The following is a 24,668-nucleotide window of genomic DNA, read 5'->3' on the forward strand; positions in this document are numbered from 1 at the left end:
AAGTGAATTATTTTGAATGCGTTTTCATACAAAGGGGAGGAACTACAAATGGTTAAATTAATAAAAGCTGGTAAGTCACAAGAAGAAGTAAGCGCTAATGATTTAAAGGTATCTCAAATAGTTTCAGAAGCGTTACAGAATGTGGAATCTAGAGGGGATCAAGCGGTTCGTGAATTATCAGAGAAATTTGATAAATGGTCACCTGAATCATTTCGTCTAACAACAAAACAAATTGAAGAAATGGTAGCACAAGTACCAACAGAGGTAATTGAGGATATAAAGTTTGCTCAAAAGAATATTCGTGAGTTTGCAGAAGCCCAACTAGCTTCATTACATGATGTAGAAGTAGAAAATATTCCAGGAGTAATTTTAGGACATAAAAATATCCCAGTAAATAGCGTAGGCTGTTATATACCTGGCGGACGATATCCAATGGTTGCCTCAGCGCATATGAGTGTGTTAACTGCAAAAGTTGCTGGAGTAAAAAGAGTAATTGCATGCACCCCTCCGATTAATGGAGAAATCCCTTATGCTACTATTGCTGCTATGTCGTTGGCAGGGGCAGATGAAATCTATTTGCTAGGTGGTATTCAGGCAATGGCTGCAATGGCAATTGGGACACAGACTATTCAACCGGTAGATATGATTGTTGGCCCTGGTAATGCATTTGTAGCAGAGGCAAAGCGTCAGCTCTATGGCCGCGTTGGTATTGACTTGTTTGCTGGTCCGACTGAAACCTTAGTTGTAGCGGACCATACAGCAGATGCAGAAATGGTTGCTACAGATATTCTAGGACAAGGAGAACATGGTCCAACTTCTCCAGGAGCTTTAATAACTACTTCAGAAAAATTGGCAGAGGAAACGTTAATAGAGATTGAGCGTCAATTACAAACTTTACCTACGGCCGATGTAGCGAGAGTCTCATGGGAAGACTATGGACAAATTCTATTAGTAGATTCTATTGAAGAAGCTAGAGTAGAGGCTGATCGTTTAGCATTTGAGCATGTGGAAATTTTGACGGAAGATCCTAATTACTTCTTAGAAAATATGACGAACTATGGCTGCCTTTTCTTAGGGCCAGAAACGAATGTTGCCTATGGAGATAAAGTTATTGGTACAAATCATACACTTCCAACTAAGGGTGCGGCAAGGTATACAGGCGGCTTATGGGTAGGCAAATTTATTAAAACAGTAACCTATCAAAAGGTAACACCGGAGGCAAGTGCCTATATTGGGGAATATGCAGCACGTTTATGTCAACTTGAAAACTTTGCTGGCCATGCTGAACAGGCGTTATTAAGAGTAAGACGATACGGTAAATAAATAGTTCTTAGGGGTTAAGGGGGAGAAAGAATGTTAGGTTTCATAGGATTATTTGGTGGTCTAGCTTTATTGATTTATTTAACTATGAAGGGGATGAACCTTCTAATTGCCGCACCACTCACAGCTCTGTTCGTTGGTGTATTGAATGGACTTCCATTGTTTCCGCAGCTTGTAGAAAAAGGTGCGGACAATTTCTTAACAAATTATATGGGAGGCTTTACTAGCTTCATAGCTTCTTGGTGGTTAATGTTCTTAGCAGGTGCCATTTTTGGTAAAGTCATGGAGGATAGTGGTGCAGCAGATAGCGTGTCCCAATGGATTGTTAGTAAAATTGGTATTAAGCGTGCAGCGCTAGCTGTTGTAATTGCCTGTGCAGTTTTAACTTATGGGGGAGTAAGTTTATTTGTAGTAGCCTTCTCTGTATATCCAATGGCTTTGAGTTTATTTAAGCAAGCAGATTTGCCAAGACGGTTCATACCAGCCGCCCTTGGTTTTGGTTCTACAACCTTTACGATGACATCAGCGGGTTCACCAGAAATTCAAAACTGGATTCCTATCCCATTCTTAAAAACATCTCCTTATGCAGGGTGGGAAGTCAGCATTATTGTAGCTGTCTTCATGATGGCATTTGGTTATTGGTGGCTGAAAAAGATGATTAAGAAAGCAATGGATAATGGTGAGAAGTTTGTAAGTAGGGAAACTGATGTAAAAGAGGTTTCTCGTAAAGAACTTCCGAACCCGCTACTAAGTATGATTCCGTTAGGTGTAGTACTTATCATTTCATTTGTCTTACATAAGGAATTGGAAACTTCGGCATTAATCCTTGCATTGACCGGTGGTATTATTGCTACCTATCTGATTAACAGAAAGTATTTTCAAAATTTCGGTGGTGCAGTTGCTGAAGGAGCAATGGGTGCTGTTATTGCCATTGCTAATACTGCCGCAGTTGTAGGCTTTGGTGGTGTAGTAAAGGTTACTCCCGCGTTCGAATCAGCAGTTGATGTAATGACTGGTATACCAGGTAGTCCACTAATTGGTGGAGCATTAGCCGTGGCTGTTATAGCTGGTTTAACGGGTTCGTCTTCAGGTGGACAGGCTATCGCCTTACCTCTATTAGCACCACATTATTTAGATTTAGGTGTAAATGCAGAAGCACTTCACAGAACGGTTGCGATTTCTTCTGGCTCTCTAGACTCTTTACCTCAAGGGGGCTATGTAGTTACGACTATTCGTTCAATCTGTGGGGAAACACATAAGGATGCTTATCCGGCCTTTGGAGCTTTAACAGTTGTTGTGCCGATTCTAGGTGTAATATTAGCTGTCATTCTTTTCTCTTTTGGCATAGGGATATAATTACAATACCCAACAAACAGAAGTACAGTCGTTTGTTGGGTATTAGTTATTAAAGAAAATTAGGGGTGTGAAAAAATGGAAAATGTATCAATTCTAGGGTGTGGAACAATGGGACACTCCATTGCTTTATCCGCAGCATGGGCAGGGTTGCATGTAAAAGTATATGGAGTTAATGAGCAAGATCTGGAGATTGCTAAAAAAGGCCTTCAAAATAAAATAAAAGTAATGAAGGATAATGGTTTGTTTGATGAAAAGGAAGCAGCACGCATTATGGACCTCATTAAGTTATCTCTATCTCTAGAAGAGGTTGTAAAAGAGACAACCTTTATTATTGAAGTAATACCTGAAGTACTAGATCTTAAAAAAAATATGTATAAAAAATTAGAGGCCCTAGTGGGTAAGGATGTTATTATAGCAAGCAATACATCTGGCTTTATGCCAAGTTTATTGGCAGAGGGAATGGATCATCCTAATCGTTTTGTTGTTACACACTTTTGGAATCCCGGTCATCTAATTCCTTTGGTTGAAGTAGTAAAGGGTGAAAAGACAGATAACGGTACGGTTCAGCGAGCTATGCAAGTACTTCAGCATATGAAGAAGAAACCGGTTTTATTAAACAGAGAGATTCCAGGATTTATAGGGAATCGCTTACAGTACGCGTTATTTCGGGAAGCACAATCCCTACTTGATGCAGGGGTAGCAACTAAAGAGGACATCGATGCAGCGGTAACATATAGTATTGGGCGTCGTCTTCCGGTAACAGGCCCTTTAATGACTGCGGATATGGGAGGTCTTGATGTTTTTTCTGCTATTTCAAATTATCTTTTTGAGGACTTGAGCACCGATCAAAAATCCGGTAGAGTGCTTACACAGTTAGTGGAAGAGCATAAGCTTGGAGACAAAAGTGGAGAAGGCTTCTATACATGGGACGAGCAATTTTCTCAGCTTAAAAATGTAGAACGTGAACAGATGTTAATTCATTTTCTTAAGGGAGACATGAATTTAGGAGGTAGCGATGAATAACTTCTTTTCTGAATTAGAGCATAAAACTGTAATTGTAACAGGGGGTAGCAAAGGAATAGGGAAAGATATAGCCCTTACATTTGCTAAGCTAAAAGCTAATGTGGTGATTTCCGGACGAGAAGGTATAGCATTAGAGGAAACGCTGAAAGAACTACAAGGCTATAACGATCGATGCATCTCTGTTCAAGGCGATTTAAGTAAGTTGGAGAACATTAATAATTTAATAGAGACGACAGTAAAAGAGTTTGGAACAATTGATGTACTTATCAATAATGCAGGAGTTAATATTGCAAAGCCTGCATTAGAAGTAACGGAGAATGACTGGGATACTGTCTTAGATTTAAATTTAAAGTCTGCATTCTTTACAAGCCAGGCAGCGGCTAAATTTATGAGTAAACAAAGAAATGGTAAAATTATAAATATAGCCTCTCAAATGGCCTTTGTAGGATATTACAATAGAGCAGCATATTGTTCTAGTAAAGGTGGTCTAGTTCAACTAACAAAGGCTTTGGCAGTTGAATGGGCTAAGCTTGGTATTAACGTTAACGCTGTGGCACCTACCTTTATAGAAACAGAGTTAACTGCCAAAATGTTTGAGGATGAAGATTTTAAAAGAGATGTCGAAAATAGAATTCTCTTAAAGGGACTTTCGCAGCCAAAGGACATTTCTGGAGCCGTGTTGTATTTAGCCTCTGATTTGGCGAATTTCGTGACTGGAGAAACTTTAAAGGTTGATGGTGGATGGACTGCAATTTAAGATTGGAGGAATTCAATTGAAGGGTAAAGTAGTATTTATAACTGGGGCTGCTAGAGGAATTGGCTATGATGTCGCTAAGGCATTTTTAGAGGCAGGAGCAAGAGTAGTTATTTCAGATTTGAATAAAGTGGCATTAGATGAGGCTGTCTCCACTCTAAATGGGCAAGTAAAGGGTATTGTCTGTGATGTAACGAAAGAAGAGGACATAAAGAACGCCATTGAATCTACAGTAGATTCCTTTGGAAGAATAGATATATTGATAAATAATGCAGGTATGCAGCATGTTTCATTAATAGAAGATTTCCCGACAGAAAAGTTCGAGCTATTAATAAAAATAATGCTAACAGCTCCTTTTGTAGCTATGAAATATGCATTACCACACATGAAAAAGCAACAATTTGGCCGAATCATTAATATGGCTTCTATAAACGGCTTGATAGGATTTGCAGGAAAAGCCGCCTATAATTCGGCTAAGCATGGGGTGATTGGGTTAACAAAGGTTGCCGCATTAGAGGCTGCAGCTGATGGAATTACAGTGAATGCAATATGTCCAGGCTATGTGGATACATTGCTTGTACGCAACCAATTTGAAGATTTAGCTAGAACGAGAAATATCAAAGTGGAACAGGTACTGGAAGAAGTATTGTATCCCCTAGTTCCCCAAAGAAGATTATTAGACGTTCAAGAAATTACAGACTTAGCTTTGTACGTGGCAAGTGAATCTGCTAAAGGAATGACAGGCCAGGCAATCGTTTTAGATGGTGGTTATACAGCCCAATAATAAAAGGCCCTTATTTTGTAAGGGCCTTTTCTATATAATAATCTAAATTATGCTTTACTTGATTTTTCGGTAAAGAAGGTGATAACTAAGAACATAAAGAATGCAAAAAGTAAAACAGTTCCCCCTACGATAAAGAAGACCATAACCAATGTTTCATTTAAGTCAAAGGGATTTAGATTATACATCCACATGCCCAATGTTAATCCTAATGCGCCTATCATGGCACTAATACTTTGTACAGTTACCATCCATTTATGTTTGACTGTAAATACTTGATAAAAAATCCCCCATGCAAAGACAGATAACCATCCTACTAAAAGTATGTGAGCGTGGATTGGTCTTAGTGAGTAGTCCATCTGACCCGCCATATGCGAACCAATATAAGTTCCAATCAGTCCAAATAATGCTGCAAAACGAATTAATCGTATACTCCAAGTTTTTTCCATTATTATCTCTCCTCTCAAAACCTCAGTTTAATGATTAAATATCTTTTCCACAAGTGGTAAATTTACTTTGACTTGAATATTTCAAATTTGATTAGAAAGAATATAAAAGTAAAAGGAAAGTTCATAGAGAGTTCATATACCTTCTGTAAACTAACTATTTGATAGAAATTTTGAAGGAGGAAAAACGCTCATATGAAAAAACTATTACACCCAATTACTGACTGGGTCTCAACTAAACGAGGCATGTGGATTACCATTATTGCTTGGTTAGTCCTCATGATTGGACTAAGTGCTGGGCCACAACTTGGAGAGTATAAGGTAACTAATTTTCAATCTTTACCTGACGATGCAGCTTCTATAATTGCCAGTGAAAAATTAGATAAATACTTCCCTAATGATCAAGGGACCCCTGGAATCCTAGTTTTTCATAACGAGGATGGAGAAGTAAATGTTGAAAGTGTAAAAAATATTCTTGAAGGTATTCAACAAGCAAATATTGATGGGATTGACACCATCGTTGATATTGCTTCATTACCAGAACAAGCACTAGTATCTTTTATCTCTGAGAACCGTTCAACTATGATTGTGCCTATGAATCTTGAGGCTGGATTAGGAAATGATCAATATGCCGAGATTAATGATGAGGCTTCAAAGATTGGAAATGACATAGCTAAAAGCACTGGGGATACACAATTCTATATTACTGGTCCTGCGGGTATTGCAGGAGATACTGTAAAGCTATTTGAACAGGCAGATATCCAATTGTTACTTGCTACTATAGTTATTATTTTAATATTATTAATAGTTATTTATAGATCACCATTGCTGGCATTTATCCCATTGTTAGCAACTGTTATCGTTTATCAGGTAGCAAACCAAACGATTGCTCTTTTGGGAGCAGGTGGGTTAGAAATTAATAACTCTACTACTTCGATTATGAGTATTTTATTGTTTGCAGCTGTAATTGATTATTCGTTATTCGTATTCTCACGTTATCGTGAAGAGTTGAATCATTATGAAAGTAAATATGAGGCAATGAAATATGCGATGCGTGCTACTGGTGAGCCAGTATTCTTCGCTGGAGGAACAGTCCTAGCTGCTATGCTTGTTCTATTCTTTGCTGATTTCCGTGATTATCAAAACTTTGCACCAATTTTTGGGACAGCTGTATTTATTATTATGATTGCTTCCATTACATTAGTGCCTGCCTTATTTACTTTGTTTGGTCGCAAAGCATTTTGGCCAAAAGTACCAAAGTATGGAGATCAAAAAGAAGTAAAACATGGCATATGGGGGCCAGTTGCTAAATTTGTTGTTAACAAACCATTTTTGACAGGTGGTCTTGTCTTTGTATTGATGGTTATCACTGCATTAAATATGTTTAATCTAAAATTTGAATTCGATACCGTTAAGTCATTCCCAGAAGACCTACCTTCTCGTGAGGGTTATGAAATAGTTGAATCTAACTTTGACAAAGGTGAGCTTGCTCCTACGTCTATTTTAGTAGAAAGTAATTCAAACCTTTCAGATGATCAAGTAGAAGACTTAAGAGTCTTACTTGAGGAGCAAGAGAATGTAGCTTCTGTGCGGTTAACTAACGCTAATGAAGAACAATCCTTAGTAAAATATAGTCTAGCATTTGATATCAATCCTTATTCGACTGAAGCAATTGATCATATGGGTGATATGCGCACAAGTGGTAAGGATATACTCAAGGCTGCACAAATTGATGGAGATATTCATTTTGCTGGCACTACAGCTAAGCTTGTAGACGAGCGGGAAACTAACAGCAGTGATATCTATAAGATAGTGTTATTGGAAACATTATTAATAGTAGTTCTATTATTTGTTTTGACTCGATCATGGAAAATGCCTCTATACATGATGGCAACTATTCTTCTTTCCTATTTATCAGCATTAGGATTAGGGATTTTCCTTGTAGATGTGTTATTTGGTTACGAGGCAATAAGCACGCGAGTTCCAGTTTATTCCTTCATCTTCTTAGTTGCACTTGGGATCGATTACAATATAATTTTAGTCTCCAGGTTCATAGAAGAACGTAAAAACTACAAGGTAAAAGATGCTCTGGAAATAGCGATCCGTAATACAGGTGGAGTAATTTCTTCAGCTGGTATCATTCTTGCGGCAACGTTTGCAGCACTGACAACAATGCCAATAGCAGATCTATTCGTCTTTGGCTTCATCGTATCAATAGGGATCATTATAGACACATTCCTAGTTCGCGGAATGCTTCTACCAGCTCTAATACTCCTATTCGAAAAAGATAAGAAGTAATATAGAAAAGCGCAAGCGCCTATGTCTGCCCCGACAGGCAAATGGAGAAAAGCGAGGAGGCAGTTCCTCAGCCACCGGAGCTATTATCCATTTGACCCCGAGGGGCAAGGCGCCGAAGCTAGACACCAAGAAAAGCGCAAGCGCCTATGTCTGCCCCGACAGGCAAATGGAGAAAAGCGAGGAGGCAGTTCCTCAGCCACCGGAGCTATTATCCATTTGACCCCGAGGGGCAAGGCGCCGAAGCTAGACACCAAGAAAAGCGCAAGCGCCTATGTCTGCCCCGACAGGCAAATGGAGAAAAGCGAGGAGGCAGTTCCTCAGCCACCGGAGCTATTATCCATTTGACCCCGAGGGGCAAGGCGCCGGAGCTAGACACCAAGAAAAGCGAAGGCGCCTATCTCTGCCCCGACAGGCAAGTTGTAAGCTGTTATAATAACTTAAAACAATTAGAGGGTGTTTCGTAAGGTAACTTACAAAACACCCTCTTTTAAAACAGGCATTAAAGAAGGTGGCGTAGATCCATGAATATCCTGGTAGTAGATGATGATGTAAATATACAGACATTAGTTATGATTCATTTAAAGAGGGCAGGTTATGAAGTAATGACAGCTAAAAATGGAGAAGAGGCCCTCACTTTATTAAAGGATGGTTGGGCAGATTTAGCTGTAGTAGATGTAATGATGCCGGGGATGGATGGCTTTGCTTTGACGAGAATTTTAAGTGAAGAATATGATATCCCGGTAATTTTATTGACTGCTAAAGGAGCATTAGAAGATAAGGAGCAAGGCTTTTTAGCAGGCTCAGATGACTATTTAGTAAAACCTTTTGAGCCAAAGGAATTACTTTATAGAATTGCAGTTATATTACGTAGACTGGACAAGACCTTTAAGCCAATTATGGTAATTGGTAACGTAACTATTAATCGCTCTACCCATGAGGTCACCGTAGGCAAACAAACCCTCTTACTGCCTTTAAAGGAGTTCGAGCTTTTAAGTGTATTATCCTCTAAGCCAGAACAAGTTTTCACAAGAACTAGTTTAATGGAAAAAGTGTGGGGTTACGATTATGAAGGAGATGACCAAACATTAAATACACATATTAAGCGTTTAAGACAACGATTAGAGAAAGCGAAGGCTCGGATAGAGATTCAGACAGTACGCGGTCTTGGTTATAAGCTGGATGTGATAGAACCATGAGATCCTTGTATAGACAATATACTTTAGCCACTTTGTTTATTATTGGGATTAGTATTCTAGCTGGTTTTCTAATTGTAAGTATCGTTTATAATATACAAATTAAAGAAAAGAATGATGAGAAAAACGTTGGAGTGGCTATAGAAATTACTTCCGTCTTAGAAAAAATGCATGGAGGGGGCTTCAATAACTATCTAGAATCCATAACTAAGTTGGGCTATCAGGCATATGTCATTAATGAAAATGAAGAAGAATATTCTTATGGTGAACCATTCCAAGATACTGAGCTACCAGAAGAAATTCGTTTGGAAGTATTAAATGGAAATATTTATCATGGGATGCGTGATTATCAAGGTAAGTTTTTTATCTTTAATCATTATGCAAATAGTGTTAGAAATACTGTTGGTATTCCTTTCGAGCATGAAGGTATAGTTTACGGTTTATTTATTCGTCCAAATAACCAGCTACTGTTCTCTGATATGCATTTATTGCTATTAGGCTTCCTACTCGCACTTGCGGTAATAATTCTTACTTCTATGTTATTACTGGCTAAGCAGCTTGTTAAACCAATTAAGCAATTGAATGATGCAACCAAACATGTAATGGTGGAGAATTATCGAGTGGAATTAGATATTACCCGTAACGATGAGCTTGGACAGCTAGCTAGAAATTTCTCTAACATGGTTAAACAGCTTGAGCTTAATGATGAGGCAAGAAAGGCATTTATAAGTAATGTGTCCCATGATTTCCAATCGCCTCTTTTGAATATACAAGGGTACGCAGACCTTTTAAAATCGACCGACCTTAGTAAGGAGGAAAGAGAAGATTATATTCAGGTGATTGATCAGGAGGCAAAAAGATTATCCAATCTGACCAAGCAACTTTTGTTGTTAACATCTCTGGATCAATCTGCAAGACCAGTAAGGAAATCTGATTTTAGATTAGATGAACAGCTTAAGAAGGTCATTTACAAGTATAGATGGCGAATAGAAGAGCAGAATATGGATCTTTCTTATGAGATGGAACCAGTTATGTATTATGGAGATATAGATCTACTGGAAAACGTATGGGATAACGTGCTAACGAATGCTATTAAATATAATGTAGCAGAAGGTGAAATCTCTATTAAAGTGATAGACGGTAGTGACTATGTAAGGATTTCCTTCCAAGACAGCGGAATTGGTATGAAGGAAGAAGAGATAGATCAAATCTTTGAGAGATTCTACCGTATAGATTCATCTAGAACAAAGGAAGGCTCAGGTCTAGGTCTCGCGATTGTAAAAGAAATTGTTGAATTGCATAAAGGCAAAATAGAAGTGACAAGCAATATAAACGAGGGGACCTTATTTGTTATTTTGTTACCTAAACAAATAGCTTTTTAAACCGAGTTTAAACGTTCCATTTAACTATTTCATTGCTTATTGTGGGGAGAACTTAATTTAGGATGAAATTCGTGTTAAAATAAGCACTTAGCATATAAGAAGGAAGTGTTTTAAATGATAGGACGAAATGATCCTTGTCCATGTGGTAGTGGGAAAAAATATAAAAAATGCTGTGAGTCTAAACAGACTATTTCTATAGAGGAAGTTAAAACGGAAGAATTAGAACGAGTGCTACAGACGTTCTATGATGAATATCCAGAAAGAAAAGATTATACAGCTTTTGGAGATTATGCTGCAACGTGGATTAAATCCTTAAAAGGCTTTATGGAGCAGGAAATGATAGAAGCAATAGCAATGGATGAATTCTTCTTTCACCAACGTTTAGATATTTGGACAGGTTATTTAGAAAAGCAACATAAGAAAATAGCTCGCCCTTCGACGTTGAAGGTGTTAGATAGCTGGAATGAGCCAAGTGCTTTTGTTGGAGAGGTAACGGTTGTGGAGGCGGAGTATTTAACTGTCAAGCATATATTGACCAATGAAGTAATCTTACTCAGAAGAGAAAATGATAAGCCGGTTCCGACTGGCATGCATATATATTGCTTTATATTGCCGGATGGCCAAGGAGACAACCATTACTTGGCTGTTTCAAGTCTTGTGTTTTTCCCTACGGATCATAAGGTAGTATTTGAGGAGTTTACGAAAGAATTTAAATCAGGCAAGGATACAACAGACAAAGAATTCCTTAAAGAAAATGGCTTGAAACTTTGGGTTGCCCTTGGTAAAAATGGCTATCAGGGTGGAGAGTATACCTTCTTTGAAGCAGGGGTACTTCAGCAAGCGATGGATTTTCTAGAAAAAAATCAACGTGACTATACTAAATTGATAGAAGCTGTAGAAGATTATTTATTTGAGCAACAGCCTAATGCTAGAAAAGAAGTAGCAATAGCTGCAGGTGCCATAAGATTTGGACAAGATAAAGGTTTCTTTGAGCCATTAGACTTAACGGTTAAAGAAATTGCCGAGACATTTGAAGTTTCAACATCTTCTTTAAACAAATACTATAATGAGTTATTAGCGTATTACGAAGAAAAAGTAGTATAAATATAAATAGGTAAAGGCTATCTAGAATCTACATAGCCTCAGACTGTAAGCAAAAGGGTTGGAAACCATTTCGATTTCCAACCCTTTTTTTGTTTTATCTATTTTCAACGGATTAGCTTCTTAAGGTGTAAGGTAGCAAAAGTCAACATCGCCTGCTGGGAAAATAATAAGTTCTGATTCAAGCGTGTCATAACTTATGAAATCAATTAACATGTTTATAATCCTTTTAGAGTTTTCCATCGTATGGAATAGTTGCCAAAGATGTATTAGATGAATGTCATTTTGATCAGTAGCACGTTTTAAATAAAGATAAAAAGCAGTTAGAAAATCTATTAACAAAATATCAAAGTAAGCTTTTGTAAACGCTAAAATAAAATGGACAGTTGCTGCTAAATAACATTGAACACTTTCGCTAATCTAATAGATTTTCAGTAAACTATATATATTCGTTTATTGGGGGTCAGACAAGTGGAGGGAAAATTAGTGCTTTATTTAGAAATTCATCAACTAGCCAAAAGAAACTTAACAGTTTCTCAAATTGCAAATCAGTTTAAAGTATCTAGAACGACAGTGTATAAATATTTGGAGATGAGCTTTGAAGAGGCGATACAACAATTTGAAGAAGGTAAAACAAGGAAGAAGAAATTAGATGAGCATCTAGATTGGATAGTTGCCTGGTTGGAGGAATATCCACACCTAAGTGCAGCTCAGATTAAAGATTGGTTATTAGAAAAGTTTCCAAGCCTAGAGATTGGAGACAGTACTGTTCGATTATATGTTCAAGAAGTCAGAGAGAAATATCAAATTGAAAAGACGAAACAAACAAGGCAGTATGAGGCAATACAACAACAGCCTATGGGAAAACAGATGCAGGTTGATTGGGGAGAAACAAAGCAGAAAACGGTAAGTAAAAGAGAAATAAAACTTTACTTTATCGCGTTTGTTTTGGCGCATTCACGCCACAAATACATGGAATGGCAAGATCGACCATTTACAACAAGAGATGCGATTCGCTGCCATGAAAACGCCTTTCACTTTTATGGGGGAATGCCTAACGAAATTGTATACGATCAGGATCATTTACTTTCGGTTAGCGAGAACGCTGGTGATTTAATTCTGACTACCGATTTTCAATCGTATGTGAAAGAACGGAATTTCAGGGTTCATTTATGTCGTAAGGCAGACCCTGAATCAAAAGGAATGATTGAAAATGTCGTTAAATTTATCAAAGGAAACTTCGCAGATAGTCGAGTTTTTAAAGATATTGATGACTGGAATGAACGAGCACTTCAATGGCTCGAACGAACTGGGAATCACAATGTGCATAACACAACGAAAAAAAGACCCGCAGAAGTGTTTCTCCTCGAAAAGCAACACTTACAACCGGTCTCTAGCTTACTTTCAATAGAAAGTATGAATGAGTCTAGTATAACAAGAAATGTAATGAAGGACAACACAGTCAGATTTGAGTCTAATCGATACTCCGTACCGATAGGTACTTACAAAACAAAAGGAAATAATCAGGTGTTCCTTGAAGTAAAAGGCTCCAATAACAAGCAGTTGGTTATCAGAAGTAGTAAGAATCGTGAAGTCATTGCCAAACATACAATCAGCAAGGAGAAGGGTATTCTTATTAAGAATAGAAATCATAGTAGGGATCGATCTAAAGGTATCGAGGCTTTAAAAAAGGGGCTTTTATCGACATTTGAAGAGGAAGAAAAAGCGAAGGCGTACATAGAGAAAGTGCTCGAGAAATACCCACGTTATCGTCGAGATCATTTAGAAATTTTCCGTTCGGTTTCAATAAACGATTCCACTTGGTTAGATAAGGCGCTGGAGAAATGCATCAATGAAAATTTGTATAGTGCGAATGATTTTAAAGACGTTGTACTTTACCTAAAAAAACAATCTCAACAGGAACCATTACTTTCCTTAGAACAGGAGAAACGGCTGATTCATAAAGTAGATATACCAGTTGGAACACGTCCTTTAAGTACGTACACAAGCATTTTAGGAGGCGAACTTTCATGAATCATACGGTAAAAGAAATTCAGAGCCAGTTCAAACTATTACGCTTAGCCGAAACAGCCGAGGAGCTTCCACAGCTCCTTCGCGAAGCTGAGAAATCCTCATGGACCTATTTAGAGTTCCTAGAGGCCATTACCCACTTTGAATTGAAGAAAAGAGAAGCTAAGAGTGTGGAAAGACGGTTGAAATGGGCACGGTTCCCTTATCAGAAAACTCTGTTGGAATTTAGTATTGAAGCACAAAATTCTTTAAGTGAACGCCAACTTACTCAACTACAAGAAATAAATTGGCTGGAGCAACAGTATAATTTGATCTTATTAGGTCCTCCAGGAGTGGGAAAAACACACTTAGCCGTAGGCTTAGGCATCGAGGCGATTAACAAAGGTTATCAAGTTTACTTTGTGACAATGGGAGAATTAATTCAACTACTGAAAACGGAGGAGTTTGCGCATAAATCACAGGTACAGATGAAACGATTAAGAGCTTCTGATTTAGTTATTATTGATGATTTGATGTATATGGCGATGGACCAACGCGAGGCCAATCTGTTCTTCCAAATGATCAATCATCTTTATGAACAAAGTTCCATCATCTTAACTTCTAATAAGAGTCCAGATCAATGGGGAGAATTAATGGGAGATGAAGGAATTACTACGGCTATTTTAGATCGTCTTTTACATCGTGTGGAGGTAATACACATGAATGGAGACAGTTATCGGATGAAAAACCGACAGAATTTGTTTTAAGCAAAAGTGTTCACTCTAAATTAGCAAAAAGTGTTCAATTCTACTTGACGGTTACAGCTTTCTAAACAACAAAATAATATAATATACATGGATTATATTTAGAAAGTAATTATTTTCAAAATTAAGTGCTCTTGATAGCATTATCGAAAATAGTAATTACAATCAAAATTTTTTTTATTCTTACCTCTCTGGTCAACTTTATGAAGAAAGTAATGGTCTAGAGAAATCTAAAGAAATGTATTACAACTTTTTAAATAACAGTAATATCAAAAAAATTGAAGACCAAAATTATTGGTATGTTTTACAACCAAATGTTATAAAGTACTCGGGAAAATAGAATTGAAAATGAATTAGTGCAATAGGAATATAATAAAAAAATAGAAAGAGTGGATATACCTTGTCAAAAAAAACATTCTACATATTAGTACTACTAGTATTACTAATTGTCTTTCTATTATTTATTAGAACAGCGGTAATCAAGTATAAAGAAACCATGCCTCAGCTGGTGTCTGCCTTAACGGCGATAGAAAGGGAAGAAGGGGAGGAAATAGCTAGAAAAAAAGAAGAATTATTAAAAGAATATAATAAAACGGAGTACAAGCATTTAAATATATATTATTTAGAATTAGACAAAGAGTTATTACCAGCAACCAAAACTGCACTCGAACGAGGTATTATTTTAAATGAAAAATTTATTGGTAGTTATAATAAACCCTACGACGTAGTTCTATTTGAAAACAATAGTCAAATAGAGAGTTTTTCCAATTTAGACTATGCTATAGGACTTAATGCTGATAGTATGAACATGCTGGGAATTTAGCCCGAAGATCGAGAAGCTATCCTTAATAATATACCGCCAATGGTTTGGTTATATAATAAAAATATAATACATGAATATACTCATAATGTATTGGAGCAGAAATTAACTGAACTAGAAATACCTAAGAAAGAGATTCCATACTGGTTTTTTGAAGGTGTCGCAGAGTATATTGGTAGTGACGATCAGGATCACTACAATATAGATGCTAAAATTTTACCTGTAAACCAACTATCGACATATACACAATGGGATCGCTATCGTACTAATCCTGAGTACGATGTATATTTACAATCGTATTTAACTATTAGATACCTAATTAATAAATTTGATAATGAGATTATTAATGAAATACTCATTCAAACACAAATTAAAGGTGACTTTGATGAAGGTTTTAAAAGTGCAACCGGGATGGATATTAATAATTTATCAGGTATTTATTGATTGTGCCCACGGAAGCGTACACTCGGCAGCGAAAATCAGCATTTCTAGCTTTATCTCTATTTAATAAGATAAGAATGTAGAACATATATAGCCTTTTCATTTACTTGTATTGAGTAAATACGGATTCTATTGAAGGTGAAAACAATAAAGCTCCGAAAATTTACGAACTGTAAATTTTCGGAGTTTTTTTGTTGTTTAGGAAACTGTAAAGTTCTAAACCTATGGATAAATTGATGTCTAGCTCCACCGCCTTGCCCCTCGAGGTCAAATGGATAAAAGCTCCGGTGGCTGAGGAACTGCCTCCTCGCTTTTTCCCATTTGCCTGTCGGGGCAGGGATAGGCGGTTGCGCTTTTCTGGATGTCTAGCTCCACCGCCTTGCCCCTCGAGGTCAAATGGATAAAAGCTCCGGTGGCTGAGGAACTGCCTCCTCGCTTTTTCCCATTTGCCTGTCGGGGCAGGGATAGGCGGTTGCGCTTTTCTGGATGTCTAGCTCCACCGCCTTGCCCCTCGGGGTCAAATGGATGAAAGCTCCGGTGGCTGAGGAACTGCCTCCTCGCTTTTCTCCATTTGCCTGTCGGGGCAGGGATAGGCGGTTGCGCTTTTCTTGTGTGGGAAGGTTTGTGAAAGCCTTAAGGACTAGAGACTAGGAAGAACTACTTCTTTCCATTTCCTTTACCATTGCCATTGCCATTTCCATTGCCGTTCCCGTTACCATTACCATTTCCATTTCCATTTCCATTTCCATTTCCATTTCCATTGCCCTTACCATTCTCTTTCTTTTCTACTGTTATAGTTTGGGTAGTTTCATGGCCTACTAAATCTACTACTTTTAAAACAAATTCATTTTTACCTGGCTCTAAAGGTAGTTCTACGTCAATCGTTTCGCTATAGCCATTCATTGCATATGGTGACGAAACTGGTCGATAGAAGACTTCGCTATCATTTAGATATAGGCGAACTTCATCAAAGTTATCTCCAACCTTAACTTGGATGACAGGATTTTCTGCATCCGCATCTAATTTACCTTTTGGAAGAGATTTTTTAACTGCTTCTACAGTCGGTTTTTTACTATCTACAATAATTTTGCGAGTAATAGCCATTTTATTATCAAATTCGTCTATAGCTTCTACGTTCACACTTTGTACCCCGTCTTTAAAGGATAGCGTATGAGAGAATGCTTTACCGTCAAATGAACTAGCTGGTACTCCATTGATCTTTAATGATTTAATTTTAGAATCGTCTTCCACTGTACCTTGAACTAACACTTCACCTGTTTGATAGTAACCGAAAAACTCAGGTGATTGGATGTAGATTACAGGTTCTTTTGTTTCTTTTTCTGGAGCCGGTTCCGTTTCAGGTGCTTCCTCTACAATAATTTCTTCTACTGTTGAGTTACCAGCGATATCCCATACTTTAACGGTTACCTTATCTCCAGCTTTAGCCTGTTCTATTACATAGCTTTCAAGTGTTGCTGCTTCTGTAATTTCTTCATCATTCAAGTACACTTCAATACGATCAATTCCAACACCTTGATCGCTTGCATTAGCTACAGTAAGTGTTTTTGTTTCTAAGTCAAATGCAATTTCAGCTGTAGGAGCTTTTGTATCTAAGATAATAGGGTACTCAATAGTTTGCCACTCAGCACCTGCATAATCGATAACTCCACGTAGCTGAATCTTATATTGCCCATCTGCAGCAGGTTTACCGTTAATCATACCGTCCCAAGCATTAGCATTTGAGAATGTATATGCGTTAGTAGAAATATAGTGTTTTCTTAAATATTTTTCCGTGCGAATGGTACGTAATTTTTTCCCATTTGCATCTAACACATTAATTTGAAGATCCTTGACGTTACGCATTAGTGAATATACAGGAATTACTTTGTCTAAAGTTCCATCTCCGTTAGGGGAGAAAGCAAATTTAGTAGGATCAAACTCTTCATTCAAAGTAGACCCATTGATAAAGTTCCCTTTATCGTCAGCTAACCCTTGGAATCCCCAGTACGTTAAATCTTCCCAAAGGAATTCATCAAAAATAGAAGCATCATCCCAAGATCCATTAAAACCAAAGAATGGAACAGTTAATGGCACATTTCCAGAAGTTTCTTCAGAAGGATCGACTAAACGCACGAATCCATCGATGAAGTAACCATTAGAGAAGTATTGCTTTAACCACTCAGAGTTAGAAGCGTCTACTGATACCTGAATAGTAGTTTCTCCATTTGCAGGAACTGTGACAGTCGTAGGTGCTGACACGTCAGCATCTGATTCTTCTAAAACATAAGAACCATAAGTTTCGTTATTTGGAATCGTTACGTAGTTAGCTCCAGCGTTAACTGGACGGTCTACTTGTAATTGTACATCTACATTATAAGTTTTTGCTTCATTGCTATAGTTCTTAGCTTTTAAAGAGAAGTTAAATTGATTTCCACTGATTTCTTTTAATGCTACTTTAGCTTCACCAGTTGCACTATTGGTAACTACGACATCCGTTTCTAAAGCATTAGCAAGTTGCATAATTCCAGCACCTTGACGACGAGGAGATACGTATTCACCAGCTTTTAACTCAATTGGTTTAGCTGTATTCATCATTAGATTTTTAGCGAATTGAACACGTTCTGCGCCAGTTAGTCCAAATTCTTCATTTACACGCTCTAATACTAATGCGGTACCACCTGCAACGTGTGGAGCTGCCATGGATGTACCACTCATTAATCCGTAATTATTATCGTTCAATGTAGAGAAAATATTGCCACCTGGAGCAGTAATCTCTGGTTTAAAATCTAAGTTAGGAGTTGGACCCCAAGAAGTAAATGAACTCATTTTACCTTTAGTAGGGTTTGGTGTATCAATATATTTGCCATCAAATGAAACAGTTACTGTTTGACCAGCATCAATTCCAGCTTTGATAGCTAGTCCGTCAGCTTGTAAAGCAGACATAAATGGAATACGAATCGCAGGGTCAGAAGCCATATTAATAGTTCCTGCAGCATTGTTATATACAATAACTCCAACCGCGCCAGCTTCTTGTGCATTTAAGCCCTTTTCGACAAATGAGATGCTGCCACGAGAAACTAAAGCAAATTTACCCGCTACATCTTTACTAGCAAACTCCTCTGGTGTACCTAATCCAGCTTCAACAACCTCATAGGAATCGCCAGGTAAATCAGCAGGCTCCTTATCATTTGCCAGTAAGAACATTGCTCGTCCAGCATCAGTTCCATCAAAAGCATATTGGAAGCTAGAAGCAGTTATTGAATCATTCTCATAGGAAGCTACTCCAAATGAATCTTCTGAAACAGAAGGGGAACCTGTTAAACCATAATCTTGGTTAGAAGCATATGGATACCAAGTGCCTGAGCCAAACATGTCAGAATTACCGGCAGAAATAGCTACAAGTAGTCCATTATTTTGCGCGCGAGTTACGGCTTGCTGTTCTGGGCTTTCACTATTTACAAATCCTGCAGTTGAACCAAGGGACATGTTTAACGCGTCCGCACCAAGTTTAATTGCATCATCCATTGCCTTTACATAAACGTCTCCATACGTAGAAGGGAATAATGGGTCGTTACCAAATACCTTCAGTGCAAGAAGCTGCACTTCTGGGGCAACCCCCTTAATACCGCCATTTTCTTCATCTCCGTTAGCACCTACTGTACCGGATACGTGCATTCCGTGCATGGAAGCATCAGGACCAATGTCTCGAATCTCTGTGTTTTCATCCATATAGTTATAACCGAATGGAACCTTTGGAGTGAAAAATAAACCAGGTTCAATAGATCCGTCATTTAATAACGCATTTACTTCTGCAGAAGTAATCTCTCCCGTATTTTCATCCGATAGGACCATATCGCGGTGGTTAGGATCTATTCCTGTATCGATGACACCAACAACCATACCTTCACCCTTAAAGGAATATTTCTCCCAAGCCAATTGGGCTTGTACAAGTTCCTTAGAATGCACCATTTGAGGTGTTATTTTGGGGCGGTCATATTCTGTAGATTCATAGACTCTTTTGACACCATCAATTAGGCCAATCCCTGCAACGTCTCTAGCATCTACTTCAGCAGAGAATCCATTAAATATTGCAGTAAACTCTTCTTTATATTGTATGTTTTTTGAAACTCTTTTAACTTTGTCTTTTACATTACGTTGATCAGTTTCAATAGCAGATTCAACTGATTTTCTTTCAGATTTCGATAGGTTCTTGTATAAAACCCCTTTTTTGGTTGCTGTCTCAATGGCTGGAGCCTTTTCCAGTTCCACAATGATTCGCACCTTTTCGCTAGGATTCTCTGGAACTCGTAGCCTTTCTGGTACTCTTGGTGTTTTCTGCACTTGAGTATTGGTGATAGATTTTTCTATCTGTTTTGCAGCTACAGGACTTGCTAATCCTAATGATGCAGAGCTAAACATTAGCGATGTTACCACAGCTAGAATAGTAGTTTTTTTCTTAATTCCCAATCCCTTTTCCTCCTCTTAAATATGTTTAATATATCTACTAGAACTTACCATATATTCAGAACATTTAAAATAGAGTGAGAGAGTATACGTGAGACGTGTAAATAGAGGATATGGAAGGAAAATAATCGATATGTCGCACTAATTTGTTTTTTTAGTAATTTCATAGTCTTGGATTTGATTGATAAAGGCTTAGGTATTTATGATTGTTTTTGCAAAGAAAATCGTGATAAATCTAAAGGAGTATGATTCTTACAAGATTATTTCATGCTTTGATGAAAAAAATAAAAAAAACCCCTATTTTGTAAAAATAGTGCTAAATATATACGGTTAGGTCTTTTAGTTCAGTTATCCTGGCGAAACTTGTCGAAAATGTTTAGTGATTGTCAAAAAGGATATACATAAATAAACGAAGAAGGAGTGGATAAAAATGGACAAAAAGAATGTAAATGACCATAACGTAAACCATAAGGATTCAGAAAAACAAGATATTCCTGGACGTATATTAGACAATCCTGATCTTCTAGACACTGAAAAGGAAAGTATTTTTGATAGAGATGAAGCGATGAAAAATGTAGATCCCATTCCTATGGAGGAATTAAATCAAAAAGTAAAAGATGAAAGTAACCATAGTAAGACTAAAAATACTTCCGCAACAGATAAACGATATCCAGGATAATTCTTACTAATGTTTAAGAAATCATTTTCTAGACAATGCTAGTAATAGTAATAGTAATAAATTAGTAAGGAGTGACTTATATATGATTAGTACTAAAGGTAAAATACTAAGTAGCGTTTTTTTATCATCGGCTCTTCTTTTAGGGGCATGTGGAGACAAGGAGGAGGTAAGCGATCCGCCTACCACTGAAGCAGCAGAAAGCGAGTTTGGTTTTACTTCTTTTGATTTAGATATTGATACTGCTGAACAGCGAGATGCAGTAGAAGCTTCCTTTGAAGTGGAAACAAACGGAGTGGAAGCAGAGTATGTGAATTCACTAGACTCTCAAAAACTTCACGGAGATGAAGCTTACGAATTCTTAAAGCCAATCTTTACTGACTTAGCTTTAACAAAAGATATGACTAAGGAAGAAGTAATAGAGAAAGTTAATACAGCATTTGGGATCAGTGACTATACTGAATTTGACCTAGAGATTCTTTACGAGGATGGTCAAGAAATTGAGTATAGAGATAATAAATAAATTTTGTTTATGAATGTGAGAAAAGGTATCGGGAGATTAACTCCGATACCTTTTTTATTTTAAAAACAATTAATTAATTTTACCAGTGGAATGAGGCTACTCTTCAGAAGGTATTTGTAAAAGCGGAAATCAATATTATCTTGTTCTTTCTTGATTGAACGTGTGTAGAGAATTAGAAATAACGTGATTAATATAATATGTAAAATATTAAATTAATGTTAAAAAATAGAGGGGGAGGTTAGAAAGTTTGTAACGTGGGTATTCAAGCAATAACACATTAAATAAAAACTAAAAAAACAGGAGGAATACACATGAACTTAAATTCAAACAGAAAGATTGAAATTGCTCGGACTGAGGAAGATATGTACGAAAAATTAGAACATCTGCAAAAACAGGGATATGAAGAGAGTGATATTCATGTAATTTCATCAGAGAGTACTCACTTGAATGCGTTAAATCGCTATTCGGATGTAACCACGCACGAAGCTGGCACATTCATAGACAAATTTAAATCGTGGTTTACAGGAGAATCTGCAATTGTAGAGGGACTAAAAAAGCTAGACTTAACTGAAGAGGAAGCAGAACAATATGCAAAAGAGGTAGCTTCAGGAAGTATTGTATTATATACAGACGCTGTGCCTGAAGGGGATTCCCTAGGAGCTAGCGCGAATGATGAGGCAGCTGCAACCACTGATTATACAGATACAGTAGGAACAGATGTAGTGCAAAATCGATTTACAGAAGGAGAAGCACCAATCTCAGATTATGCTAAGGAAAGTGGCTTTACTCCCTCTACAAATAATATGGTGAACGAAACGGATGGCCGTTTAGATGAGCCACAGGATAAATTTGTTAGAGGAGAAACCTTTGCTACAGACCCATTGCTTGTAAGAGATGAGAATCATGTAGGACATACCATGCAAGAGGACAAGTTAGTACAGAACAAGCGTCCTACCATTGAGGAGAGTATAACTGTAGAAGAAAAATCTTATGGGTCGCAGTCTCCAGGTTCAGATCCAAATTTAGGTCCAGCAGCTTTTGGAGACGATCAGGCGGAACTGAATGAGGAAGAACGAAGAGTTAATCAACAGCAACAGGAAGAAAAACTAGAACGTCAAAAAAAACTAGATGAACATTCACCAGTCAATAGATTATATTAAACATTGAAATCCCCTCTATTTAGAGGGTTTTTCTATGTCTGAAGCTACTAGTATGAGATAATGGTAGCATACGAAAAATTAGAGGTGGTAAACATGGATTTTGTTGCAATAGATTTTGAAACTGCCAATAGTTTACGAACTAGTGCTTGTTCAGTTGGAATTGTAGTAGTAAGAAATGGTGAAATAATAGAAGAAGTTCAAACGCTTATTAATCCACTTAGTGAGTTTAATTATTACAATACAAAAATTCATGGAATTACAGATTACATGGTTCAGGATGCACCGACATTTCAAGAGTTTTGGCCGCAGCTAAAACCTTATATAGATCAACAAACGATTATAGCCCATAATGCAAGTTTCGATATTGGCGTACTAAAAGAATCGGTTAATAGATGCTACGAAGAACAACCTCAATTCCAATATGCTTGTTCTTATAGAATTGCTAAAAAAATATGGCCGGATTTGTACAACCATAAACTATCCACAATAGCCAACTATTTAAGTATCCAATTCAAACATCATGATGCATTGGAGGATGCAAGAGCTGCAGCATTAATTACAATCGAAGCAATGAAAAAAACAAGAACGAGCTCATTAAAAGAAATGTCTCTTTTACACAAGATCAAAGTTAATAGTTCCCTTGATACTAAGAAAGCCCCTTCCAGAGTAAAAAAGAGCAAGGAAGACATGGCCCTTCCTTTTATAGTTCCAGACAATATTGAGAAAAATACTCGTCATCCATTTTATGGTGCAAATATTGTTTTTACAGGGAAAATGGATTCTATGACAAGATCGAATGCAGCTAAATATGCTGCTGACCGTGGAGCTACCTGTAAAGGGGCCGTAGACATAGATACAAACTTTTTAGTAGTTGGAGATCAAGCGCTTATGAAGTATGTAGAGGGTGTAAAAAGCTCCAAAATGCAAAAAGCTGAGGACTTAATCCAAAAGGGGATTCCTTTAGAAATAGTTGGAGAGCAGGATTTTTTAAGGTTAGTTAAACATTAAATATTATGATGAAAACAAAGGATGATTATAAAAGCCATCCTTTGTTTTTTTATACGTACACTAAATTATTCTTTAATCATTGGGAGAGAGGTTGGATTATTGTTTCCCCGTAGGAAAATATTAATGTAAGAAGAGAAGCTATATATCGAGACTATTGCAGAGACTTTATGGTATTTATACAAAATAAAGAGATAGAAGGTTTAAAATGGTCGGTAAAAGTGTAAACGATAATAAAGTATAAATTTGAGGAGGGAAGAGAAACTAAGATAATAATGGAAGGGGATTAAATATTATGGACAATTCGATATCTTACGGAGACGATTATAAGTATATACCGACGACATCTGTTGGTAGTGGTGTAGGTTTAGAGATTCTACCAGATGTCTTTTGTTACACCATTCAAATTGTAAACGTTTGTTTAGTAGGGAAGCCAGGTACAGATGATTTCGTTTTAGTAGACGCTGGAATGCCTAAGTCTGCTGATAAGATTATAGAGATAGTGGAGGAACGTTTTGGTGAGAATAAAAAACCAAGGGCGATCATCTTAACACATGGACATTTTGATCATGTAGGAGCTATTAAAGAGCTAGTTGAAAAGTGGAATGTCCCTGTATATGCTCATCCACTGGAACTTCCTTTTTTAACGGGAGCGCAGGATTACCCAGATCCGGATACTTCCGTAGAAGGAGGAATGGTTTCCAAAATGTCTGGGATGTTTCCTGTTAAAGCAATAGACCTGGGAGATCATGTACACATCTTACCAGAGGATGGCTCTGTTCCTTTTATGCCAGGTTTTAAGTGGTTTCATACTCCAGGTCATTCCCCAGGGCATGTTTCGCTATTTAGAAAAGAAGATGGACTATTGATCGCCGGTGATGCATTTGTTACGGTCAAACAAGAGTATTTATACAAGGTGTTTACACAAGAACAAGAAATAAGTGGACCCCCTCGTTATTTGACAACAAATTGGGAGGATGCAGAATACTCCGTAAAACTTCTAGATTCCTTGAAGCCTGATATAGCGGTAACTGGTCACGGACTTCCAATGCGCGGTGAAATACTTAAAAGCAATCTTCATTTATTAGTTAGTGAATTTAAACGAATTGCCAAACCAAGCCACGGGAAATTTTTAGACCATGAATAAACAT

General features: G+C 37.4%; 20 protein-coding genes. 18 read left to right on the top strand and 2 right to left on the bottom strand.

All coding sequences use genetic code 11. The annotated features are described in order from the left end of the window. The first annotated feature begins 48 nt into the window (after window positions 1-48). The 5 genes from hisD (at window position 49) to MKY09_RS02120 (ending at window position 5,237) form a co-directional block, all read left to right on the top strand. On the top strand, window positions 49-1,323 hold the full coding sequence (gene hisD, locus MKY09_RS02100) for a histidinol dehydrogenase (RefSeq protein ID WP_342567449.1): 1,275 nt from the start codon (window positions 49-51) through the stop codon (window positions 1,321-1,323). A gap of 30 nt (window positions 1,324-1,353) precedes the next feature. Continuing rightward, window positions 1,354-2,676: an SLC13 family permease gene (locus MKY09_RS02105; RefSeq protein WP_342567450.1), complete on the top strand. Its 1,323-nt coding sequence runs from the start codon at window positions 1,354-1,356 to the stop codon at window positions 2,674-2,676. A 75-nt stretch (window positions 2,677-2,751) separates the two neighbouring features. Then, complete coding sequence (locus MKY09_RS02110) at window positions 2,752-3,699, top strand: 3-hydroxyacyl-CoA dehydrogenase NAD-binding domain-containing protein (protein WP_342567451.1); 948 nt, start codon at window positions 2,752-2,754, stop codon at window positions 3,697-3,699. After that, complete coding sequence (locus MKY09_RS02115) at window positions 3,692-4,456, top strand: 3-oxoacyl-ACP reductase family protein (RefSeq protein WP_298471076.1); 765 nt, start codon at window positions 3,692-3,694, stop codon at window positions 4,454-4,456. Before MKY09_RS02110 ends, MKY09_RS02115 begins: the two co-directional genes overlap by 8 nt. 16 nt (window positions 4,457-4,472) lie before the next feature. Then, a complete protein-coding gene (locus MKY09_RS02120) occupies window positions 4,473-5,237 on the top strand; it encodes a 3-hydroxybutyrate dehydrogenase (protein ID WP_342567452.1) in 765 nt (254 codons plus the stop codon). A 47-nt stretch (window positions 5,238-5,284) separates the two neighbouring features. On the opposite strand, the gene MKY09_RS02125 is transcribed toward MKY09_RS02120, so the two are convergent. Next, complete coding sequence (locus MKY09_RS02125) at window positions 5,285-5,683, bottom strand: hypothetical protein (RefSeq protein ID WP_169359081.1); 399 nt, start codon at window positions 5,681-5,683, stop codon at window positions 5,285-5,287. A gap of 192 nt (window positions 5,684-5,875) precedes the next feature. On the opposite strand from MKY09_RS02125, the gene MKY09_RS02130 reads away from it, so the two are divergent. The 8 genes from MKY09_RS02130 to MKY09_RS02165 all read left to right on the top strand — a co-directional run bounded on the left by MKY09_RS02130 (window position 5,876) and on the right by MKY09_RS02165 (window position 15,692). After that, window positions 5,876-7,978, top strand: coding sequence for an MMPL family transporter (locus MKY09_RS02130; protein ID WP_298471072.1), 2,103 nt, complete (start codon window positions 5,876-5,878; stop codon window positions 7,976-7,978). Window positions 7,979-8,499: 521 nt separating this feature from the next. Next, the gene (locus MKY09_RS02135; protein WP_342567453.1) at window positions 8,500-9,174 is read left to right on the top strand and encodes a response regulator transcription factor; all 675 of its coding nucleotides are present in this window, start codon (window positions 8,500-8,502) and stop codon (window positions 9,172-9,174) included. Next, the gene (locus MKY09_RS02140; protein WP_342567454.1) at window positions 9,171-10,553 is read left to right on the top strand and encodes a HAMP domain-containing sensor histidine kinase; all 1,383 of its coding nucleotides are present in this window, start codon (window positions 9,171-9,173) and stop codon (window positions 10,551-10,553) included. The genes MKY09_RS02135 and MKY09_RS02140 overlap by 4 nt, the downstream gene beginning before the upstream one ends. Window positions 10,554-10,667: 114 nt before the next feature. After that, a complete protein-coding gene (locus tag MKY09_RS02145; protein ID WP_342567455.1) occupies window positions 10,668-11,657 on the top strand; it encodes an SEC-C metal-binding domain-containing protein in 990 nt (329 codons plus the stop codon). 483 nt (window positions 11,658-12,140) lie between these two features. Continuing rightward, window positions 12,141-13,688, top strand: coding sequence for an IS21 family transposase (gene istA, locus MKY09_RS02150; RefSeq protein WP_342568204.1), 1,548 nt, complete (start codon window positions 12,141-12,143; stop codon window positions 13,686-13,688). Next, window positions 13,685-14,431: an IS21-like element helper ATPase IstB gene (gene istB, locus MKY09_RS02155; protein WP_169361551.1), complete on the top strand. Its 747-nt coding sequence runs from the start codon at window positions 13,685-13,687 to the stop codon at window positions 14,429-14,431. Before istA ends, istB begins: the two co-directional genes overlap by 4 nt. A gap of 397 nt (window positions 14,432-14,828) precedes the next feature. Further along, window positions 14,829-15,251: a hypothetical protein gene (locus MKY09_RS02160; RefSeq protein ID WP_342567456.1), complete on the top strand. Its 423-nt coding sequence runs from the start codon at window positions 14,829-14,831 to the stop codon at window positions 15,249-15,251. A 39-nt stretch (window positions 15,252-15,290) separates the two neighbouring features. Next, window positions 15,291-15,692, top strand: coding sequence for a collagenase (locus tag MKY09_RS02165; RefSeq protein WP_342567457.1), 402 nt, complete (start codon window positions 15,291-15,293; stop codon window positions 15,690-15,692). A 654-nt stretch (window positions 15,693-16,346) separates the two neighbouring features. Here the strand turns inward: MKY09_RS02165 and MKY09_RS02170 are convergent. Beyond that, the gene (locus MKY09_RS02170) at window positions 16,347-20,156 is read right to left on the bottom strand and encodes a S8 family serine peptidase (RefSeq protein WP_342567458.1); all 3,810 of its coding nucleotides are present in this window, start codon (window positions 20,154-20,156) and stop codon (window positions 16,347-16,349) included. A gap of 427 nt (window positions 20,157-20,583) precedes the next feature. On the opposite strand from MKY09_RS02170, the gene MKY09_RS02175 reads away from it, so the two are divergent. From MKY09_RS02175 to MKY09_RS02195, 5 genes are all read left to right on the top strand, one after another. Beyond that, on the top strand, window positions 20,584-20,832 hold the full coding sequence (locus MKY09_RS02175) for a hypothetical protein (protein WP_205964018.1): 249 nt from the start codon (window positions 20,584-20,586) through the stop codon (window positions 20,830-20,832). A gap of 82 nt (window positions 20,833-20,914) precedes the next feature. Then, complete coding sequence (locus MKY09_RS02180) at window positions 20,915-21,352, top strand: YusW family protein (protein ID WP_251553564.1); 438 nt, start codon at window positions 20,915-20,917, stop codon at window positions 21,350-21,352. Between the two features lie 311 nt (window positions 21,353-21,663). Next, window positions 21,664-22,512 carry a general stress protein gene (locus tag MKY09_RS02185; protein WP_169359073.1) on the top strand — a complete coding sequence of 283 codons (849 nt, stop codon included), beginning with the start codon at window positions 21,664-21,666 and terminating at the stop codon, window positions 22,510-22,512. Between the two features lie 93 nt (window positions 22,513-22,605). Then, entirely contained in the window at window positions 22,606-23,520 is a 915-nt protein-coding gene (locus tag MKY09_RS02190) for an exonuclease domain-containing protein (protein WP_342567459.1), read from the top strand. Window positions 23,521-23,812: 292 nt separating this feature from the next. Further along, entirely contained in the window at window positions 23,813-24,664 is an 852-nt protein-coding gene (locus MKY09_RS02195) for an MBL fold metallo-hydrolase (protein ID WP_169359071.1), read from the top strand. The last annotated feature ends 4 nt before the right edge of the window (window positions 24,665-24,668 follow it).

Source organism: Psychrobacillus sp. FSL K6-4046, from assembly GCF_038624605.1.
Taxonomy (GTDB): Bacteria; Bacillota; Bacilli; order Bacillales_A; family Planococcaceae; genus Psychrobacillus.

Bases quoted from the DNA above. Each gene is read 5' to 3' on its own strand.
- MKY09_RS02185 (WP_169359073.1), top strand. From the start codon at position 21,664: ATGAACTTAAATTCAAACAGAAAGATTGAAATTGCTCGGACTGAGGAA.
- MKY09_RS02175 (WP_205964018.1), top strand. From the start codon at position 20,584: ATGGACAAAAAGAATGTAAATGACCATAACGTAAACCATAAGGATTCA.
- MKY09_RS02125 (WP_169359081.1), bottom strand. From the start codon at position 5,683: ATGGAAAAAACTTGGAGTATACGATTAATTCGTTTTGCAGCATTATTT.
- MKY09_RS02140 (WP_342567454.1), top strand. From the start codon at position 9,171: ATGAGATCCTTGTATAGACAATATACTTTAGCCACTTTGTTTATTATT.
- MKY09_RS02190 (WP_342567459.1), top strand. From the start codon at position 22,606: ATGGATTTTGTTGCAATAGATTTTGAAACTGCCAATAGTTTACGAACT.
- MKY09_RS02180 (WP_251553564.1), top strand. From the start codon at position 20,915: ATGATTAGTACTAAAGGTAAAATACTAAGTAGCGTTTTTTTATCATCG.
- istB (WP_169361551.1), top strand. From the start codon at position 13,685: ATGAATCATACGGTAAAAGAAATTCAGAGCCAGTTCAAACTATTACGC.
- MKY09_RS02145 (WP_342567455.1), top strand. From the start codon at position 10,668: ATGATAGGACGAAATGATCCTTGTCCATGTGGTAGTGGGAAAAAATAT.
- MKY09_RS02165 (WP_342567457.1), top strand. From the start codon at position 15,291: ATGGTTTGGTTATATAATAAAAATATAATACATGAATATACTCATAAT.
- MKY09_RS02135 (WP_342567453.1), top strand. From the start codon at position 8,500: ATGAATATCCTGGTAGTAGATGATGATGTAAATATACAGACATTAGTT.
- MKY09_RS02110 (WP_342567451.1), top strand. From the start codon at position 2,752: ATGGAAAATGTATCAATTCTAGGGTGTGGAACAATGGGACACTCCATT.
- MKY09_RS02130 (WP_298471072.1), top strand. From the start codon at position 5,876: ATGAAAAAACTATTACACCCAATTACTGACTGGGTCTCAACTAAACGA.
- MKY09_RS02105 (WP_342567450.1), top strand. From the start codon at position 1,354: ATGTTAGGTTTCATAGGATTATTTGGTGGTCTAGCTTTATTGATTTAT.
- MKY09_RS02115 (WP_298471076.1), top strand. From the start codon at position 3,692: ATGAATAACTTCTTTTCTGAATTAGAGCATAAAACTGTAATTGTAACA.
- MKY09_RS02195 (WP_169359071.1), top strand. From the start codon at position 23,813: ATGGACAATTCGATATCTTACGGAGACGATTATAAGTATATACCGACG.
- hisD (WP_342567449.1), top strand. From the start codon at position 49: ATGGTTAAATTAATAAAAGCTGGTAAGTCACAAGAAGAAGTAAGCGCT.